This is a genomic window from Streptococcus sp. KHUD_011 (assembly GCF_046352925.1).
Lineage (GTDB): Bacteria > Bacillota > Bacilli > Lactobacillales > Streptococcaceae > Streptococcus.
In genome coordinates this window covers 1,914,849-1,933,383 of record NZ_CP157578.1, presented here as the reverse complement: position 1 = coordinate 1,933,383, position 18,535 = coordinate 1,914,849, and the positions used below count along the sequence as shown (strand labels likewise).

Below are 18,535 nucleotides of genomic sequence, written 5' to 3'. Positions count from 1 at the left end.
ATAGTCTGAGTTAATTTCCGAACAAACTTACTTTTTTATGGCAATATAACAATAAATAGCTAGTTATTTTTCTAAATCATTTTTTAATAGTTGGAAATAGCAAATCTTTCTATTGTTTCTTCTTGATAAAAAGGCGATTTTTTCTTATAATAAACTGTAAGATATAATTGCAGGTGAGAGTCCTGCCATGTATGTGAGAAAGGAAGAGCCTGAGGGCTCAGACAAGATTATGACTTCAGTTGTTGTTGTAGGTACCCAATGGGGTGATGAAGGTAAAGGGAAGATTACAGACTTCCTTTCAGCGAATGCAGAAGTGATTGCACGTTACCAAGGTGGTGATAATGCAGGCCACACTATTGTGATTGATGGTAAGAAGTTTAAATTGCACTTGATTCCATCTGGGATTTTCTTCCCTGAAAAAATCTCTGTTATTGGGAATGGTATGGTTGTAAATCCTAAATCTCTTGTAAAAGAGTTGAGCTATCTTCATGAGGAGGGTGTTACAACTGATAACTTGCGTATTTCTGATCGTGCGCATGTTATTTTACCTTATCATATCGAACTGGATCGCTTGCAAGAAGAGGCTAAGGGTGATAATAAGATTGGTACTACAATTAAGGGAATTGGTCCAGCTTATATGGACAAGGCTGCTCGTGTTGGAATTCGTATTGCCGATCTTTTGGATAAAGATATTTTCCGTGAGCGTTTAGAACGTAACCTTGCTGAAAAGAATCGTCTTTTTGAAAAATTGTATGACAGTAAAGCGATTGCTTTCGATGATATTTTTGAAGAGTATTACGAATATGGTCAACAAATCAAGAAGTATGTGACAGATACATCTGTCATTTTGAATGATGCGCTTGATAACGGTAAACGTGTGCTTTTTGAAGGTGCACAAGGTGTTATGCTAGATATCGACCAAGGTACTTATCCATTTGTTACGTCATCAAACCCTGTGGCTGGTGGTGTGACCATTGGTTCTGGTGTTGGTCCAAGTAAGATTGACAAGGTTGTTGGTGTATGTAAAGCCTATACGAGTCGTGTAGGAGACGGTCCTTTCCCAACTGAGTTGTTTGATGAAGTGGGAGAACGTATCCGTGAAGTGGGTCATGAATATGGTACAACAACTGGTCGTCCACGTCGTGTGGGTTGGTTTGACTCAGTTGTGATGCGTCATAGCCGTCGTGTTTCTGGTATTACGAATCTTTCATTGAACTCTATCGATGTTTTGAGTGGTTTAGATACTGTGAAAATCTGTGTGGCCTATGATCTTGATGGTCAACGTATTGACTACTATCCAGCTAGTCTTGAGCAATTGAAACGTTGCAAGCCTATCTATGAAGAGTTGCCAGGTTGGTCAGAAGATATTACCGGAGTTCGTAATTTGGAAGATCTTCCTGAGAATGCGCGTAACTATGTTCGTCGTGTGAGTGAATTGGTTGGCGTTCGTATTTCTACTTTCTCAGTAGGTCCTGGTCGTGAACAAACAAATATTTTAGAAAGTGTTTGGTCGTAAGAGATTTTTAAGATTTGTTTAAGATAGGTTGGTTATACTATAGACAGTTACAAGAAGACCTCCTAACTTGTTGTAACAAATATCCTAAACTTTTCTTTTTCATAATAATCTCCCTATAAAGTCACCGCATTCGGTGGCTTTTTTTGTCTTGGGATTCATGATATAATAATAAAATCGACAAGTAGGAAAAGGGAAATTGATGAATTATACAGTTGAAGAAAAAGAAGTCTTTATGAGGGAAGCTTTGAGAGAGGCTGAGATTGCTCTTGAACACGATGAAATTCCAATTGGTTGTGTGATTGTCAAGGACGGAGAAATCATTGGCCGTGGGCATAATGCTCGTGAGGAGTTGCAACGAGCGGTTATGCATGCGGAAATTATGGCTATAGAGAATGCGAACCTAAGTGAGGAGAGCTGGCGCTTGCTGGATTGCACGCTTTTTGTGACCATTGAGCCTTGTGTCATGTGTAGTGGGGCGATCGGACTCGCCCGTATTCCAAACGTGGTCTATGGGGCTAAAAATCAGAAATTTGGCGCTGCTGGGAGTTTGTACGATATTTTGACAGATGAGCGTCTCAACCATCGTGTGGAGGTTGAAACGGGAATTTTGGAAGATGAATGCGCAGCTATTATGCAGGACTTTTTTAGAAATAGACGGAAAAAATAATTTTGCTTTTAAAATGAATAGGAATGTGATATAATAAATGATGGAGCAACAGTTCTGCGTGAAGCGGGTCAGGGGAGGAATCCAGCAGCCCTAAGCGATTTGAATTGTGTGCTCTTTTTTTCGTGCTTTTTCCGAATAAATAAGATAGAATAATCTAGAATAAATGATAATAGAAAAGAGAAGATGATGAAAATTCGTGGTTTTGAATTGGTTTCGAGTTTTATAGATGAAAATTTATTGCCCAAGCGTGAGACAGCGCATGCGGCTGGTTACGACTTAAAGGTTGCTGTGCGCACAGTTATCGCTCCAGGAGAGATTGTCTTGGTTCCGACAGGGGTTAAGGCTTATATGCAGCCGACTGAGGTACTCTACCTCTATGATCGTTCTTCAAATCCTCGTAAGAAGGGATTGGTTTTAATTAATTCAGTTGGGGTTATTGATGGGGATTATTATGGAAATCCTGGGAATGAAGGGCATATTTTTGCACAGATGAAGAATATAACAGACCAAGAGGTTGTTCTTGAAGTAGGAGAACGTGTTGTCCAGGCTGTCTTTGCTCCTTTCTTAATCGCAGATGGAGATGCGGCTGATGGCGTTCGGACTGGTGGATTTGGATCGACTGGGCACTAGAATGAAGATTATCTTTGTACGTCACGGGGAGCCAGATTATCGTGAGTTAGAGGAGCGTTCTTATACGGGATTTGGGATAGATTTGGCACCCTTGTCTGAGAAGGGATGGCAGCAAGCCCAAGACCTGAGCAAGAATCCGTTACTCTCTTCAGCTGAAATAATCATATCTTCTGCAGTCACAAGAGCTTTAGAAACGTCTTCTTATGTGGTTCGTACTACGAGACTTCCTTTAAGAGTAGAGCCTTTATTACATGAATGGCAGGTCTATGAAACAGGAATAGAAAACTATGAAACAGCTAGAAGCCTGTTTTTAGAAAACAAGGGGGAGTTGCTTCCTAATAGTCCTATTCAATATGAGACGGCTACGGAGATGAAGTCTCGTTTTTTAGAATGTATGGCTAAGTATCGAGATTATCAGATTGTGATAGTGGTAACTCACAATATGCTTATGCGCCAGTTTGTGACAAATGAGAAGATTGATTTTTGCCAAGTGATTGAGTATGAGTTAGAGATATAGAAAGAGGTTTATCATCGCAAAGAAAAAAGCGACATTTGTATGTCAAAATTGTGGGTATAATTCCCCTAAATATCTGGGACGTTGCCCCAACTGTGGGTCTTGGTCTTCTTTTGTAGAAGAGGTTGAGGTTGCCGAGGTAAAGAATGCGCGTGTGTCCTTGACAGGTGAGAAAACCAAGCCCATGAAACTGGCTGAGGTGACTTCAATCAACGTCAATCGAACCAAGACGGAGATGGAGGAATTCAACCGTGTACTTGGAGGAGGAGTGGTACCAGGAAGTCTCGTCCTCATCGGTGGGGATCCTGGGATTGGGAAATCTACCCTTCTCCTACAAGTCTCAACCCAGCTGTCTCAAGTGGGGACTGTTCTCTACGTTAGTGGGGAGGAGTCTGCCCAGCAGATTAAACTACGTGCAGAGCGCTTGGGTGATATCGATAGTGAGTTTTATCTTTATGCAGAGACAAATATGCAGAGTGTTCGCGCAGAGGTAGAGAGAATCCAGCCAGACTTCCTTATTATTGACTCTATCCAGACTATTATGTCTCCTGAGATTTCAGGGGTTCAGGGGTCTGTTTCTCAGGTGCGTGAGGTGACAGCTGAACTGATGCAGCTGGCTAAAACTAATAATATCGCCATCTTTATCGTAGGCCATGTTACCAAGGAAGGAACCTTGGCTGGGCCTCGTATGCTAGAGCATATGGTGGATACGGTGCTTTACTTTGAAGGGGAGCGTCATCATACCTTCCGTATTTTGAGAGCGGTCAAAAACCGTTTTGGCTCTACCAATGAAATTGGGATTTTTGAGATGCAGTCAGGTGGCTTGGTTGAGGTCCTCAATCCGAGTCAAGTTTTCTTAGAAGAGCGTTTAGACGGTGCTACGGGCTCGTCCATCGTGGTGACTATGGAAGGGACGCGTCCGATTTTGGCGGAGGTTCAGGCTTTGGTGACACCGACCATGTTTGGAAATGCCAAGCGTACGACAACAGGACTTGATTTTAACCGTGCTAGCTTGATTATGGCTGTTTTGGAAAAGCGGGCAGGGCTTCTCTTGCAAAATCAAGATGCTTATCTTAAATCTGCTGGCGGTGTCAAATTGGATGAACCTGCCATTGACTTGGCGGTTGCAGTTGCCATTGCTTCTAGTTACAAAGACAAGCCAACCAACCCTCAGGAATGTTTTGTAGGCGAGCTGGGTTTGACAGGGGAGATTCGGCGCGTGAATCGTATCGAGCAACGTATCAATGAAGCTGCTAAACTGGGCTTTACTAAGATTTATGTACCTAAGAATTCCTTAACAGGAATCACTCCACCCAAGGAAATTCAGGTCATTGGAGTGACAACGATTCAGGAAGTTTTGAAAAAGGTCTTTGCATAATTCGTGACAAATCCTCTTAAAAATGATAAGATAGGAGAAATATTTGACTATCAAATTTTCGAGGAGGGAATCGTGTCGTATTTTGAACAGTTTATGCAAGCCAATCAGGCTTATGTTGCCCTACATGGGCAGTTAAATCTGCCACTTAAACCCAAAACCAGAGTAGCTATTGTGACCTGTATGGACTCACGTTTGCACGTTGCGCAAGCTCTGGGCTTGGCACTTGGGGATGCTCATATCTTGCGGAATGCAGGTGGTCGAGTGACTGAGGACATGATTCGTTCGCTAGTTATTTCCCAGCAACAGATGGGGACAAGAGAGATCGTGGTGTTGCACCATACAGACTGTGGTGCTCAGACCTTTGAAAATGGACCTTTTCAGGAGTATTTAAAAGAGGAACTAGGTGTCGATGTGTCAGATCAGGACTTTTTGCCCTTCCAAGATATAGAGGAGAGCGTACGCGAGGACATGCAACTCCTTATCGAGTCGCCTCTAATACCAGATGATGTGATTATCTCTGGTGCTATTTACGATGTGGATACAGGAAGTATGACAGTCGTAGAATTGTAAAAAATTCATTTAGAAAGAAAGTGTATGAAGAAAAACAGCATTTTATTTATTTTTATCTTATTGCTATGTATTGGTTTACAGTATGAAACCATCTACTATACGGACGGTTCGATGTCAGGTGCGGAATATGGACTGATGGGAGTTTCTATCTTTCTAGCTCTCTTTTACATGATTCCGGCTCTTTATTTCCTCTTCCGTATTGGGAAAAAATGGGAATTACCAAAGAACGCCTTGATCTTGTCTTTATTGGGTGGGATGTTCCTTTCAGGCTGGCTTTCTAGCTTTGCTAATACCTACATCCATGATTTACTGGGGGTTCTTTTCCCAGATAGTGCATTTTTAAATGCCTTTGAAAGTGCTATTGTGGCTCCTTTGGTAGAAGAACCCTTGAAATTATTGCCACTTGTCTTTGTTTTAGCTTTGATTCCTGTGCGAAAATTAAAATCTTTGTTTTTACTAGGGATTGCTTCTGGTTTGGGATTCCAAATGATTGAGGATATTGGCTATATTCGTACAGATTTGCCAGAGGGCTTTGACTTTACTATTTCGAGAATTTTAGAGCGTATCATCTCAGGAATTGCCTCTCACTGGACTTTTTCAGGTCTAGCTGTAGTGGGTGTGTACTTGCTTTACAGAGCCTATAAAGGGCAGAAGGTTGGCAAGAAACAGGGTCTTATTTTCCTAGGTTTAGCCTTGGGAACTCACTTCCTGTTTAACTCTCCTTTTGTGGAATTAGAGACAGAGTTACCCTTAGCGATTCCATTGGTTACGGCTATTACTCTCTATGGTTTTTATCAGGCTTATCGCTTTGTTGAGAAGCACGATGAGATAATGAACTAGAATATTTTTCAAAAGAATGATGCAAGGGTACAAATATGCTGCTCTTCTTTTATTTTTGATTGAAAAATAGTGTAAAAAGCGCTACAATGGTAAATGGAAAAATCTTGTGAAAAGCACAAGCGATACATATATACCGGAGGAAATCATGTCTTTTTCTGATTTAAAGCTGTTTGCCCTTTCTTCTAATCAAGAATTGGCAAAACGTGTGGCGCAGGAGATTGGGATAGAGTTGGGGAAATCAAGTGTCCGCCAATTTTCAGATGGAGAGATTCAGGTCAACATCGAAGAATCAATCCGTGGGAAACACGTCTTTATCCTACAATCAACTAGTTCACCTGTAAATGACAATCTGCTTGAAATTTTGATTATGGTAGATGCTTTGAAGCGTGCGAGTGCAGAATCTGTCAATGTTGTCATGCCTTACTATGGGTATGCACGTCAGGATAGAAAGGCGAGAGCGCGTGAGCCAATCACTTCAAAACTTGTCGCAAATATGCTTGAAGTAGCTGGAGTGGATCGTTTATTGACCATCGACTTGCATGCTGCTCAGATTCAAGGATTCTTTGATATTCCTGTGGATCACTTGATGGGAGCTCCTCTGATTGCGGATTATTTTGAGCGTCGTGGCATGGTTGGTTCTGACTATGTGGTTGTCAGTCCAGACCATGGAGGAGTGACTCGTGCCCGTAAGTTGGCAGAATTTTTGAAAACATCTATCGCTATCATTGATAAACGTCGTAGTGTTGATAAGATGAATACCAGTGAAGTCATGAACATTATCGGTAAGGTCGAAGGCAAGACATGTATCCTGATTGATGATATGATTGATACTGCTGGAACGATTTGTCATGCGGCAGATGCCCTTGCAGAAGCTGGTGCTGTTGAAGTCTATGCAAGCTGTACGCACCCAGTTCTTTCTGGTCCTGCTATGGACAATATCCAAAAATCAGCTATTAAGAAATTGGTTGTTTTGGATACTATCTACCTGCCAGAAGAGCGTTTGATTGATAAGATTGAGCAGATTTCAATCGCTCATCTCCTAGGGGATGCTATTGTACGTATCCATGAAAAACGCCCACTTTCTCCACTTTTCAGTATTGAGAAAAAGATTTAATGACCAAGCCTGAGATGATTCTCAGGTTTTTTCATTTCTTTTCCGAATAAATAGATAGAGTCAGTGAATCTAGTAAAACTAGATTTAATACTCTTCGAAAATCAAATTCAAACCACGTCAACGTCGCCTTGCCGTACTCAAGTACAGCCTGCGGCTAGTTTCCTAGTTTGCTCTTTGATTTTCATTGAGTATAAGACTATGGTATAATAAAAGGAGGAAAAGGATGATTCTAAGACATCCGGGCATTAGCCCGACCAATGATTTGGTTGCTAAGAAAATCTTTAGCAATCCAGAAATCACTTGTCAATTTATTCGTGATATGCTGGACTTGCCAGCCAAAAATGTAACCATTTTGGAGGGAAGCAATATTCACGTCTTGCCTTCCATGCCTTACTCAGCGCAGGATTTCTATACCAGTATAGATGTCTTGGCGGAGTTGGACAACGGTACTCAGGTAATTATTGAGATTCAAGTGCATCATCAGAATTTTTTCATCAATCGCCTGTGGGCTTACTTGTGTAGTCAGGTCAATCAAAACCTCGAAAAAATTCGTCAACGAGAAGGTGATACACATCAAAGTTATAAACACATCGCCCCTGTTTATGCCATTGCAATCGTGGATAGCAATTATTTCCAAGATGACTTGGCTTTCCATAGCTTTAGTATGCGCGAGGACACGACAGGTGAGGTTTTAACAATTACAAACAATGGACAGGAAAACCATCTAGTCAAGATGGCGTTCTTGGAATTAAGAAAGTACAGAGAAACCAGCAAAGACAAGGTTCGCAAACCGTGGTTGGAGTTTTTCGGGAATAAACCCTTTACCCAACAACCTGAGCGAGCTATCAGCCAAGCAGACCAACTGCTGGACTACAAGAGCTGGTCCGAGGAGGACAGGAAAATGTTTAGTGAACAACGCAGACGCGAAGAACAAGCCTTGTTAGCACAGGACTATGCCTTGGAAACCGCTAGAGCCGAAGGTATTGAACAAGGCTTAGAACGTGGTCGATCTGAGGGGATTGAACAGGGACTGGAGCGTGGGAAAATATTTACCTTTCTTGATTTAGTGCGCCAACATGTTTTAACTTCCGAATTTGCTAGCGAGCAATTAGGCATGTCAGTAGCTGAATTTGAGGCACTCTTATAAGACCATCACAAGTAATGGCATTTTTGGAACTAAAAAAATACAGAGAAACCAGCAAAGATGAGGTTCGTAAGCCCTGGTTAGAGTTTTTGGGAATAAACCCTTTACTAAAGAACCCGAGCGAGCCATTAGTCAAGCAGATCAACTGCTAGACTACAAGAGCTGGTCCGAGGAGGACAGGAAAATGTTTAGTGAACAACGCAGACGCGAAGAACAAGCCTTGTTAGCACAGGACTATGCTTTGGAACAAGCTGAAGAAAAAGGACTGAAAAAAGGATTAGTAAATCTCGTTCGCCAGCATCTTTTAACCGCTGAGGTTGCAAGTCAGCAATTAGGAATGACAGTAGCTGAGTTTGAGGCCTTGTTATAAGGTCACATTTTAAATAGTAGAAAGTTGATGAAATGGCAAGTTCTTATCAAAAAACTTGCCATTTTTACTTGACATTTAGAAGTGTTTATAAGATAATACCATAGACGTGAGTTCTGTCCAACTGTCTATGTGGATTAGATATGAATGATTTTACTCAAGGATGATAAGTTTGTGAGATTTTCACTTGAAAAATGCAGTATTTGACGGGTATTTTTTCTCACAAAAATGTTTTTTTCACCTTTTTTTCTAAAAATGGGTAAAAACTTTAAAAACTAGAAGAAAACCCTTGACAAATCCTGCAAATATTTATATACTGTATGGTAGTAAGATAGTCTTACGAAAAAATATATAATGAAAAATGAAGGAGATAAAACGATGAAAAAAGTTTTATTGACAAGCGCAGTCGCTCTTGCAGCATTTGGTGCTGTACAAGCTGTTTCAGCTGATACTAACAACGGTTACACTGAAAGTGGTCGTGTAAATCCAAAAACAGGTCAACTTGATGTTAAGAAATACGAAGGTAACAAAGTTGTATCTGCACACACTGGTGTAGTTCCAGATGCTGAGCAATACAAACCAGCAACTCCAGCTTACAACCCTTACCATGGTAAACCAGTTGAGTTTGGTAATGGTTCACACGTTCGTTTCCACGTTCGTGACCTTCAAGGTGCTTCAGTAGCAGGTGTTAAAGTAGATATCATGGTTTGGGCTAACAAAGCTGATTACATGAACTACGCTAAAGCATCAGTTGTTTCTGCTGAATCTAACGCAGCAGGTGATGTTGAATTGGCAGTACCACATGGTGGATTGGTTCAATACCGTGTAGCTAATGTACCAAAAGGGTATGTTGTGAAAGGTATCGAGTCTAACAGCCAACTTTACACATTAAACAAAACTTCAAATGGCGCAGAAATTGGTAGCGTTGCAGAAGGAACATTTGTATACTCTGGTTCAGCTGACTTAGATAACGATACTCATGCAGATATGTTCACAAACGCTTCAGTTGATTTGGTTCTTGAAAAAACTGACTCATACAACGTTGTGAAAGACCAATGGGTTCAAGAAGAAGATGGTTGGAAATACTACGCTTCTAACAAAGCTGTTTCAGGTTGGAAACAAGTTGACGGTAAATGGTTCTTCTTTAACGCTGAAGGCGTAATGCAAAAATGGTGGGTTAAAGATGGAAACACTTGGTACTACCTAAACGGAAACGGTGAAATGCAAACTGGTTGGTTGCAAGACGGTGGTAAATGGTACTACCTTGAAAATTCAGGTGCTATGAAAGCTAGCCAATGGTTCACTGTTGGTGGTAAATGGTACTACGTTGACGGTTCAGGTGCCCTTGCAGTTAACACTACTGTAGGTGGATACACTGTTAACGGAAACGGTGAATGGGTTAAATAATCTAGCTCAATAAAAAAAGCAGGAGATTTCTTCTGCTTTTTATTTTTTCCATAAAAAGTTCAGTTTTTCTTAGAAATTTTTGTAAAAATAAGATACAATAAAGAAAAGCATAATAGCTAAATTTAAGAATGGAGAATGTTCACATGAAAAATAAAAAAGCTTTAGCTCTAGCTCTTGCTAGTGTCACAATGGCAGGCGCTGCTGTGACTGCTTACTCAGCTATCACAGCTCCTTCTGTACATGCGGAAGAGTTTGTTCGTAAAACAGAATGGGTGACGATTTCGAATGACCGTTCACGTACTCGTACGACAGTCTACCATGAGGCAGGAGACCAGAAAATTGATTTACATAAATACATTGATAAATTCGAATATCAAAATACTTATGTAGAGGGTGGTGTTCGTTACTATGTATTTGTAGAAAAGGGTACAAAACTTGATGAGTTGGAAAATGACCCAAATACAGCGTCTGCGGATTTGAATAAACAAGGTTATAAATCGACTGATAAAAATAACAGCTGGCGTGAAGTGTCAGGTAACCGTTACTTCTATTCACACGGGAACCCAGTTAAAGGTTGGGCCATGATTGATAACAAGACTTACTATTTCAATAGTGAGGGTGTTATGGCTCGTGGTATCATCGAGAACAGCTCTGAACGCTACTACCTAGACAATCAAGGTGTTAAAAGAACTGGTTTCATTAAAGTAGGTGAAAAAACTTACTATTTTGATGCAAACGGTGTCCGTAGAACAGAAGTTGTCACAGAAAATGGTCAATCGCACTTTGTAAAAGACGGTGTTGTGACAAATGGAGTTCATAAAGTTGGTACGAAATGGTACTACTTTGATGAAAAAGGTAAAGCTCAATCAGGTATTGTAAAAGATAGTGCTGGTAAATGGTATTACATCACTGCAGAAGGTGAGCGTAAGACTGGTCTTATCAAGGGTGCTGGCGACAAGTATTACTTTGTAACTGAAGAAGGTGAACGTAAGTTTGGTGAAATCACTGTTGATGGTAAAACTTACTACTTGACAGATGATTCTAATACAAAAGCTGGCTGGAACAAAGTTGACAATCACTGGGTTTATGTGAATAAAGAAGGTAAACGTCAAACTGGTTGGCTTAAAGATGGTGGTAAATGGTACTACTTTAACGCTGAAGGCGTGATGCAAAAATGGTGGATCAAAGATGGTAACACTTGGTACTATCTAAATGGTTCAGGTGAAATGCAAACTGGCTGGTTGCAAGATGGTGGTACTTGGTACTACCTAAACAGTTCAGGTGCTATGGAAACTGGCTGGGTTAAAGTAGGTGGTGCTTGGTACTACCTTAAAGGTTCAGGTGCCATGGTAACTGGTTGGTTCCAAGTTGGTGGTAAATGGTACTATGCTTATAGTTCAGGTGCCCTTGCAGTAAACACTACAGTTAACGGCTACTATGTAAATGCCAACGGTGAGTGGGTATAAAAATAGGAAGAGAGTGGTTTTTCAACTGCTCTCTTTTTTACATTTAAATATTTCTACACTTTTTATGTTTTTTATTGCATTTATTATAGGAAAGGGATATAATTTAGATAAATTTATTATCTTAATACAGGAGGAATTTCCTATGAGAAAAACAGTAACAGGTATTTTGCTAGCAACTTCTGTACTAGCTATGGCGACAGTCCAACAAGTACAGGCAGCTGAAGCAGGGGCAACGAGTGTTTCGACAACTTCTAACATCAAAGCAGTTCGTTTTGTAGAATATAAAAACGGAGATTTTGTTGACCTAAAAACACCACTTACAGGAAAGGATGTCACTTCTTCCTCTATTTCTAATCATCCTGAAATTGCTAAATATAGATACAGTTCTCCTCGAGAAATGGATGGGGTAATGTACCATGTGTATTCTCCAGATACTACAACAGATAATAGTAATAATTCTTCTGCTCAAAGCAATCCTTATCACGGTGGAAATACAGCTGCTACAACGAATACAAATAACAATCAAAACGCTACAACAACTAGTGGGAATTCAGCAGTCAAGGAAGTTCGTTTTGTAGTCTATAAAGAAGGCAGTAGCGACCCAGTAAATATTAAGGAGCCGCGTAAAGGATCTGAAGCATCAGATACAAGTCATCCAACTATTGCCAACTATGAGTATGTTACTGGTAACTTAAAAGATGGTATTCTTTATCATGTCTATCGTTCAAACACAGCTACTAATGCTGGTAACAACAACCAAAATCAGTCTACAGCGGCAGGTCAGTTCAAAACAGAGAACGGAAAAGTCTACTATATCAAGGACGGCAAAAAGGTTAGTGGTTGGCAAAAAATCGATGATAAGACTTATTACTTTGAAGCTGATGGTGCTATGAAGAAAGGACTATTGACTGCAGGTGATAAGCAATACTATCTAGATGAAAAAGATGGTGTTAAAAAGTTAGGCTTTGTAAAAGTTGCTGATAAGACTTATTATTTTGTAGAAGATGGTGAGAAGAAAACTGGTTTTGTTAAAATCGATGATAAAACTTACTATGTCAAAGAAGGTGTTCGTCTAACGGGTGATATTACTGTTGATGGGAAACATTATTTCTTGGATGAGGAAGGTGTTCTTAAACAAGGGATTGTTGTGATTGATGGTAAAAAATTCTTTATTGACAGCGAAGGAAATCGTCAGACTGGCTGGAAGAAGGTTGAGAGTGACTGGTATTATTTCTCTAAAGAAGATGGAATGAAGACTGGTTGGTTAAAAGATGGTGGTAAATGGTATCACTTTAATGCTGCAGGTGTGATGCAAAAATGGTGGTTTAAAGAAGGTGATACTTGGTACTACTTAAATGGTTCAGGCGAAATGCAAACTGGTTGGTTGCAAGACGGTGGCACATGGTATTATCTAAATGGTTCAGGTGCAATGGCGACAGGCTGGGCTCAAGTTGGTGGTACTTGGTACTACCTAAACAGCTCAGGTGCTATGAAAACTGGTTGGTTGAAACAAGGTGGTAGTTGGTATTATCTTGATAATTCAGGCGCTATGAAGACTGGTTGGTTTCAAGTAGATGGCAAATGGTACTATGCTTATAGTTCAGGAGCTCTTGCTGTCAGCACTACAATCAATGGTTACACAGTAAATGCCAACGGTGAGTGGGTTTAAAAGTGTAAAATTTACCATAGAGTATGTAAATAATGAAAAGAAAATAAAAAGAGAGCTTATAAAATAGGCTTTCTTTTTTTGTTGTGATAGCTATATCTAAAAATTAACATAAGAATATAATTGTATATATAAAATAAGTTATTATTTGATTATTTTCTTTGAAAGCGCTATAATAAATTCAAATATAATTCCAAAAAAGGGGTTTCAAAAATGGATAAAAAGAAAATGATTTTAACTAGCTTGGCTAGTGTGGCTGTTTTGGGATCAGGTTTTCTTGTATCTAATCCTTCAATTGTAAAAGCTGAAGATGCGCAACCTACTGCAACACAACCAGCTACTACGGATACTAAAGAGGCTTTAAAAGCTGCTTTTGAAAAAATGGAAAAAGCTGTTGAAGATAAAATTAACAAAGACGACAGCATTAAAGCAGAAGATAAGGCGAAGGCTATCGAGGAAGCAAAAGCTGAAATCGGTAAGGAAGACATCTTAAAGGCTATCGAAAATGGCGATTTGGATGCTGAAGATGTTGCAAAAGAGTTAGAAGATGACTTTAATAAAGCCGGTGTGACTAATCCAACTGTACAACCAGCTCCAGGTGCTGAGTTGGTTCGTAATGAATCAGGTGAAGCTACAGAAGCTAAGCCAGTTAATGGTGGAATTGATGCTGATAGTCAGGATAAAATCAATAAGCGTTTGGATGAAGAAAAGACAGATGCTAAAGATGCTGGCGAACGTGTAGAAGCTGCGAAAAATGATGTTGAAGAAGCGAAAGCTATCGTAGAAGCAGCAGAAGCAGCGAAAGAAAAAGCTCAAAAAGAACTTGATAGCTATGCTGACGCTGATGGTGAACAAGCAGACCAATATAGAGAAGCTGCCCAAAAGGATTTAGATGCTGCAGATAAAGCTCTAGAAGCAGCTCAAGCAGAACTTAAAGCGCGTGAAGCAGACTTGAAAGCTGAAGAAGCTAAATTGGATACAACAATTGAAGCTCTTCAAAACAAGGTCGCTGATTTGGAAAAAGAAGTTTCTAAATTAGAAGATAATCTGAAAGATGCGGAAGCAAATGGTTCTGAAGATTATATTAAAGAAGGCCTTCAGGAAGAATTAGATGCTAAAAGAGCGGAATTGGAGAAAGCTGAAGCAGATCTAGAAGCAGCTCTTAAAGGTTTGGAGCCAGAATCTTCTAATGGAGATGCTGCAATTCTTGACAAACCAGAATATACAGAACCTCAAACAGAGCCTCAAAAAGAATCAAACAAGACTCCAGACAGACCTGCAAAACCAGCTCCAGAATTCCCAATCCCAGCTAAGGTTGGAACACCAGGAAATCCAGCTCCAACTTCTGAAACTCCTGCTCCAGTTTCAGAAACACCAGCAGGCCCATCTGCTGATACTCCAGCGGCGCCAGCACCTGGAACAAATAGTCCAGCTTCAGAAACTCCATCAGACCCAGCCTCTGCAACTCCAACTCCAGCTGTAGCAGGAACTAGTCAAGACAATACTTATCAAGCTCCAGCTGCAAAAGCTGAAGATAAGAAAGAACTTCCAAATACTGGTGGTAAAGATAATGTTGCAGTTGCATTCTTAGGATTCTTAGGATTACTTCTTGGATTCCTTCCGTTTGTGAAACGTAAAAATTAAATTATATGATGGTATAGATTTTAAGTGATTAAATCAAAGCAGGAGAGAAATCTCCTGTTTTTTTGTTTAAACTAGAGTTTTTATGAAGAATTAGGATATCTGAATTAAATTCAAAGCTATAATTTACTACAGAAAATATAAATAATGAAAAGAAACTAAAAAGAAAGCTTATAAATTAGGCTTTCTTTTCTCTGTTATGAGAGATGTATTTGAAAATTAACATAAGTATATAATTGTATAAATAAAATAACTTATCACTTGATTATATTTTTAAAAAGCGTTACAATAAACTAGAATATGATTTTATAAAAGGGGTTTCAAAAATGGATAAAAAGAAAATGATTTTAACTAGCTTGGCTAGTGTGGCTGTATTGGGAGCAGCATTTGCAGCATCTCAACCATCAGTCGTGAAAGCTGATGATTCTTCCAATGCAACTACTGCTTCAGCTCAACCAGCTGGCACAACTGATACATCAGCAACTAATTCAAATAGCACAACTAACCCTGCTGGAAATTCTGAGACAACAGAGCAACCAGCGGCTACTCAGCCAGCAGAAACTGGAGCTACTGACACTTCTAAATCAGAAGTTACAAGTCCAGAAATTAAAAAAGCTGAAGATGAAGCTAAAAAAGCTGAAGGAAAGGTTACTGAAGCTCAAGCTAAAGTAGATACAACGACTGCAGCAGCTAAAGAAGCTGATACAAAACTTGAAACTGAGAAAAAAGAAGCTGCCGATGCAGCAACTGCAAAAACTGAAGCTGAAGAAGCTAAAAAAACTGCAGACGATGAATTAGCTGCTGCTAAAACAAAAGCTGCTGAAGCTGACGCTAAAGCCAAAGAAGAAGCTAAAAAAGAAGAAGACGCTAAGAAAGAAGAAGCAGATTCTAAAGAAGCATTAACCGAGGCTTTAAAACAATTACCTGATGATAACGAATTACTCGACAAAAAAGCAAAAGAGGAATTGTTGAAGGCTGTTGAATCTGGTGAATTAAAAGCTGGGGATATTCTTAAAGAATTAGAAAACGACGATAAAACATCTCAAGCTAATGCTAAAGCAACTCAAGCTGAAGCTAAAACTAAAGATCAATTACCAGCAGACATTAAGGCTGGAATTGACAAAGCTGAAAAAGCCGATGCTGCTCGTCCTGCATCAGAAAAAGCTCAAGATAAAGCTGATGACTTAGGTGAAAAAGTTGATACGCTTAAAGAAGATGCTGATGCATTAAAAGCTGAAGAAGATAAAAAAGCTGAAGCTCTTAAAAAACAAGAAGATACATTAAAAGAAGCTGAAGAAGCTCTTAAATCAGCTACAGATAACGGTTCTGATTCTGATATTGTTTCTTCATTAGATAAAGCTGTTAAGGCGATTAAAAAAGAGCGTGATGCTGCACAAAATGCATTTGATCAAGCTGCTTCGGATACTAAAGCTGTTGCTGATGAGCTAAACAAACTTACTGATGAGTACAACAAAGCTCTTGATGAAGTAAAAGCTGCTAAAGAAAAAGAGGCTAACGAGCCAGCTAAACCAGTAGAAGAAGAACCAGCTAAACCAGCAGAAAAAACAGAAGCTGAAAAAGCTGCTGAAGCTAAAGCAGAAGCCGATGCTAAAGTTGCTGAATTGCAGAAAAAAGCAGACGAAGCTAAAACAAAAGCAGATGAAGCTACAGCTAAAGCAGAAAAAGAAGCCGATAAAGTAAAAGCTGCACAAACTAAAAAAGAAGAAGCCGATAAAGTAAAAGCTGACGCAGAAGTTGAATTAGCTAAAGCTAAAGAAGATGCGGCAAAAGCAAAAGCAAAAGTTGAAGAACTTAAAAAAGAAGAAGCTGAAACTAGAACTGCTCTTAAAGATGCTTTAGATCAATTAGAAAAAGATATCGATGCTGATGCTAAGATTACAAATAAAGAAGAAGCTAAAAAAGCATTAGGTAAAGAAGATATTTTAGCTGCAGTTGAAAAAGGCGACTTAACTGCAGGAGATGTTCTTAAAGAATTAGAAAATCAAAATGCGACTGCTGAAGCTAACAAAAATCAAGATCCACAGGCAGACGAAATTGGCGCTACAAAACAAGAAGGAAAACCTCTTGCTGAACTTCCTACTGCTGATAAAGAAAAATTAGACGCTGCTTACAACAAAGAAGCTTCTAAACCAATCGTTAAAAAACTTCAAGACATCGCTGATGATATCGCTGAAAAAATTGAAAAATTAACTAAAGTAGCTGATAAAGATAAAGCTGATGCTACTGAAAAAGCTAAAGCTGTAGAAGAAAAAAATGTTGCATTAAATAAACAAAAAGAAACTTTAGAAAAAGCTAAAGCTGCTCTTGAAACAGCTAAGAAAAACAATGCTGACCAAGCTATCCAAGATGGATTACAAGATGCTGTTACTAAACTAGAAGCTTCTGTTGCTTCTGCTAAAACTGCTGCTGATGAAGCTCAAGCTAAATTCGACAAAGTTAACGAAGTAGTAAAAGCATACAAAGATGCAATCGATGAACTAACTGACGATTACAACGCAACTTTAGGTTATATCGAAAACTTAAAAGAAGTTCCTAAAGGTGAAGAACCTAAAGACTTCAGTGGTGGCGTAAATGATGATGAAGCAACTACTGAGCCTGCTAAGGAAGCGGATGAGGTTCCAACGGTTCCTAATGCTCCAGAATTCAACGGCGGAGTGAACGCTGCTGAAGCTGCTACTGCTGAAGAAAAACCTGAGTTCAATGGCGGAGTAAACGCTGCTGAAGCTGCTACTACTGAAGAAAAACCTGAGTTCAACGGTGGAGTAAACGATGAAGAAGCGCCTACAACTGAAAATACTCCTGAGTTCAATGGTGGTGTAAATGATGATAATGCTCCAACTGAGCCATCTAAACCAGAAGGTGAAGCTCCAGCTGAGCAACCAAAAACAGAAGTTCCAGATATTAAATCTGAAATCAAACGTCTTGAAAAAGAAGTTGAAAAACTCGAATCTGACGTGAAAGATGCAGAAAATGGTGCTGAAGATTATTTTGTAGAAGGATTGAAAGGTGAATTAGATAAAGCTAAAGCAGAATTAGAAGAACTTAAAGCTGCTTGGTTAAATCTTGTGAATGATAAACCTGAATTTGATTTATCAAAATTAAATGAAGGTAAATTACCTGAATCGAATAAAGAAAATACAGCGCCATCAAGACCTGAAAAACCAGCTCCTGAATTTCCAATTCCGGCTAAAGTTGGAACACCTGGAAATCCACCGCGTGAAAATTCTAATGCTACAGCTGTAAATGAACCTGCACTTGTACCAACTACACCAGCTGCACCTGGAACAGATGCTTCAGCTACACCAACAACTCCTAGAACGGATGCTCCAGCTATGCCAACAGCTGAAACACCGACAACTCCTGCGGTTACACCAACTGTAGCAGGTACTAACAAAGACAATACTTATCAAGCCCCAGCTGCAAAAGCTGAAGATAAGAAAGAACTTCCAAATACTGGTGGTAAAGATAATGTTGCAATTGCATCATTAGGATTCCTTGGATTGCTCCTTGGTGCCCTTCCATTTGTGAAACGCAAAAACTAATTAGTTGAAGATATAAAAGGCTCTTTGTCAACTGTAGTGGGTTGAATAAAAG

14 protein-coding genes, 1 other RNA gene and 1 pseudogene are annotated in these 18,535 nt (G+C 39.6%); all 16 read left to right on the top strand.

The window, feature by feature from the left end; translation table 11 throughout:
* The first annotated feature begins 229 nt into the window (after window positions 1–229).
* Window positions 230–1,516, top strand: coding sequence for an adenylosuccinate synthase (locus ABKJ27_RS09360; protein ID WP_001832534.1), 1,287 nt, complete (start codon window positions 230–232; stop codon window positions 1,514–1,516).
* 199 nt (window positions 1,517–1,715) lie between these two features.
* Window positions 1,716–2,183, top strand: coding sequence for a tRNA adenosine(34) deaminase TadA (tadA, locus tag ABKJ27_RS09355; protein ID WP_001110112.1), 468 nt, complete (start codon window positions 1,716–1,718; stop codon window positions 2,181–2,183).
* A gap of 34 nt (window positions 2,184–2,217) precedes the next feature.
* An RNA gene (ffs, locus tag ABKJ27_RS09350) (signal recognition particle sRNA small type) lies at window positions 2,218–2,313 on the top strand.
* Window positions 2,314–2,369: 56 nt separating this feature from the next.
* Window positions 2,370–2,813: a dUTP diphosphatase gene (locus ABKJ27_RS09345; protein ID WP_265471999.1), complete on the top strand. Its 444-nt coding sequence runs from the start codon at window positions 2,370–2,372 to the stop codon at window positions 2,811–2,813.
* The gene (locus ABKJ27_RS09340) at window positions 2,773–3,330 is read left to right on the top strand and encodes a histidine phosphatase family protein (protein ID WP_386686875.1); all 558 of its coding nucleotides are present in this window, start codon (window positions 2,773–2,775) and stop codon (window positions 3,328–3,330) included. The genes ABKJ27_RS09345 and ABKJ27_RS09340 overlap by 41 nt, the downstream gene beginning before the upstream one ends.
* 13 nt (window positions 3,331–3,343) lie before the next feature.
* Window positions 3,344–4,705: a DNA repair protein RadA gene (gene radA / locus ABKJ27_RS09335; RefSeq protein ID WP_077804517.1), complete on the top strand. Its 1,362-nt coding sequence runs from the start codon at window positions 3,344–3,346 to the stop codon at window positions 4,703–4,705.
* 72 nt (window positions 4,706–4,777) lie between these two features.
* Window positions 4,778–5,275: a beta-class carbonic anhydrase gene (locus tag ABKJ27_RS09330; RefSeq protein WP_004237611.1), complete on the top strand. Its 498-nt coding sequence runs from the start codon at window positions 4,778–4,780 to the stop codon at window positions 5,273–5,275.
* 24 nt (window positions 5,276–5,299) lie between these two features.
* Window positions 5,300–6,115 (top strand): PrsW family intramembrane metalloprotease, encoded by an 816-nt coding sequence (locus tag ABKJ27_RS09325; protein WP_261146149.1) that lies wholly within the window; start codon window positions 5,300–5,302, stop codon window positions 6,113–6,115.
* Window positions 6,116–6,260: 145 nt separating this feature from the next.
* Window positions 6,261–7,229, top strand: a complete 969-nt coding sequence (locus tag ABKJ27_RS09320; protein WP_033682853.1) for a ribose-phosphate diphosphokinase — start codon at window positions 6,261–6,263, stop codon at window positions 7,227–7,229.
* Between the two features lie 223 nt (window positions 7,230–7,452).
* Window positions 7,453–8,376: an Rpn family recombination-promoting nuclease/putative transposase gene (locus ABKJ27_RS09315; protein WP_410011763.1), complete on the top strand. Its 924-nt coding sequence runs from the start codon at window positions 7,453–7,455 to the stop codon at window positions 8,374–8,376.
* Window positions 8,377–8,390: 14 nt separating this feature from the next.
* Window positions 8,391–8,743 (top strand): annotated as a pseudogene (locus ABKJ27_RS09310) (Rpn family recombination-promoting nuclease/putative transposase); the annotation flags it as partial.
* A gap of 375 nt (window positions 8,744–9,118) precedes the next feature.
* On the top strand, window positions 9,119–10,147 hold the full coding sequence (locus tag ABKJ27_RS09305; RefSeq protein WP_410011762.1) for an N-acetylmuramoyl-L-alanine amidase family protein: 1,029 nt from the start codon (window positions 9,119–9,121) through the stop codon (window positions 10,145–10,147).
* A gap of 143 nt (window positions 10,148–10,290) precedes the next feature.
* A complete protein-coding gene (locus ABKJ27_RS09300; protein WP_410011760.1) occupies window positions 10,291–11,613 on the top strand; it encodes a nucleoside triphosphate hydrolase in 1,323 nt (440 codons plus the stop codon).
* Window positions 11,614–11,755: 142 nt separating this feature from the next.
* Window positions 11,756–13,282, top strand: coding sequence for a PspC family transcriptional regulator (locus tag ABKJ27_RS09295; RefSeq protein WP_410011759.1), 1,527 nt, complete (start codon window positions 11,756–11,758; stop codon window positions 13,280–13,282).
* Between the two features lie 210 nt (window positions 13,283–13,492).
* Window positions 13,493–14,923, top strand: a complete 1,431-nt coding sequence (locus tag ABKJ27_RS09290; RefSeq protein WP_410011758.1) for an LPXTG cell wall anchor domain-containing protein — start codon at window positions 13,493–13,495, stop codon at window positions 14,921–14,923.
* A gap of 323 nt (window positions 14,924–15,246) precedes the next feature.
* Window positions 15,247–18,483, top strand: a complete 3,237-nt coding sequence (locus tag ABKJ27_RS09285; RefSeq protein WP_410011757.1) for an SIALI-17 repeat-containing surface protein — start codon at window positions 15,247–15,249, stop codon at window positions 18,481–18,483.
* Window positions 18,484–18,535 lie beyond the last annotated feature (52 nt).

Coding starts and splice junctions, on each gene's coding strand:
- ABKJ27_RS09360 (WP_001832534.1), top strand. CDS start 230: ATGACTTCAGTTGTTGTTGTAGGTACCCAATGGGGTGATGAAGGTAAA.
- tadA (WP_001110112.1), top strand. CDS start 1,716: ATGAATTATACAGTTGAAGAAAAAGAAGTCTTTATGAGGGAAGCTTTG.
- ABKJ27_RS09345 (WP_265471999.1), top strand. CDS start 2,370: ATGAAAATTCGTGGTTTTGAATTGGTTTCGAGTTTTATAGATGAAAAT.
- ABKJ27_RS09340 (WP_386686875.1), top strand. CDS start 2,773: ATGGCGTTCGGACTGGTGGATTTGGATCGACTGGGCACTAGAATGAAG.
- ABKJ27_RS09325 (WP_261146149.1), top strand. CDS start 5,300: ATGAAGAAAAACAGCATTTTATTTATTTTTATCTTATTGCTATGTATT.
- ABKJ27_RS09320 (WP_033682853.1), top strand. CDS start 6,261: ATGTCTTTTTCTGATTTAAAGCTGTTTGCCCTTTCTTCTAATCAAGAA.
- ABKJ27_RS09315 (WP_410011763.1), top strand. CDS start 7,453: ATGATTCTAAGACATCCGGGCATTAGCCCGACCAATGATTTGGTTGCT.
- ABKJ27_RS09305 (WP_410011762.1), top strand. CDS start 9,119: ATGAAAAAAGTTTTATTGACAAGCGCAGTCGCTCTTGCAGCATTTGGT.
- ABKJ27_RS09300 (WP_410011760.1), top strand. CDS start 10,291: ATGAAAAATAAAAAAGCTTTAGCTCTAGCTCTTGCTAGTGTCACAATG.
- ABKJ27_RS09295 (WP_410011759.1), top strand. CDS start 11,756: ATGAGAAAAACAGTAACAGGTATTTTGCTAGCAACTTCTGTACTAGCT.
- ABKJ27_RS09290 (WP_410011758.1), top strand. CDS start 13,493: ATGGATAAAAAGAAAATGATTTTAACTAGCTTGGCTAGTGTGGCTGTT.
- ABKJ27_RS09285 (WP_410011757.1), top strand. CDS start 15,247: ATGGATAAAAAGAAAATGATTTTAACTAGCTTGGCTAGTGTGGCTGTA.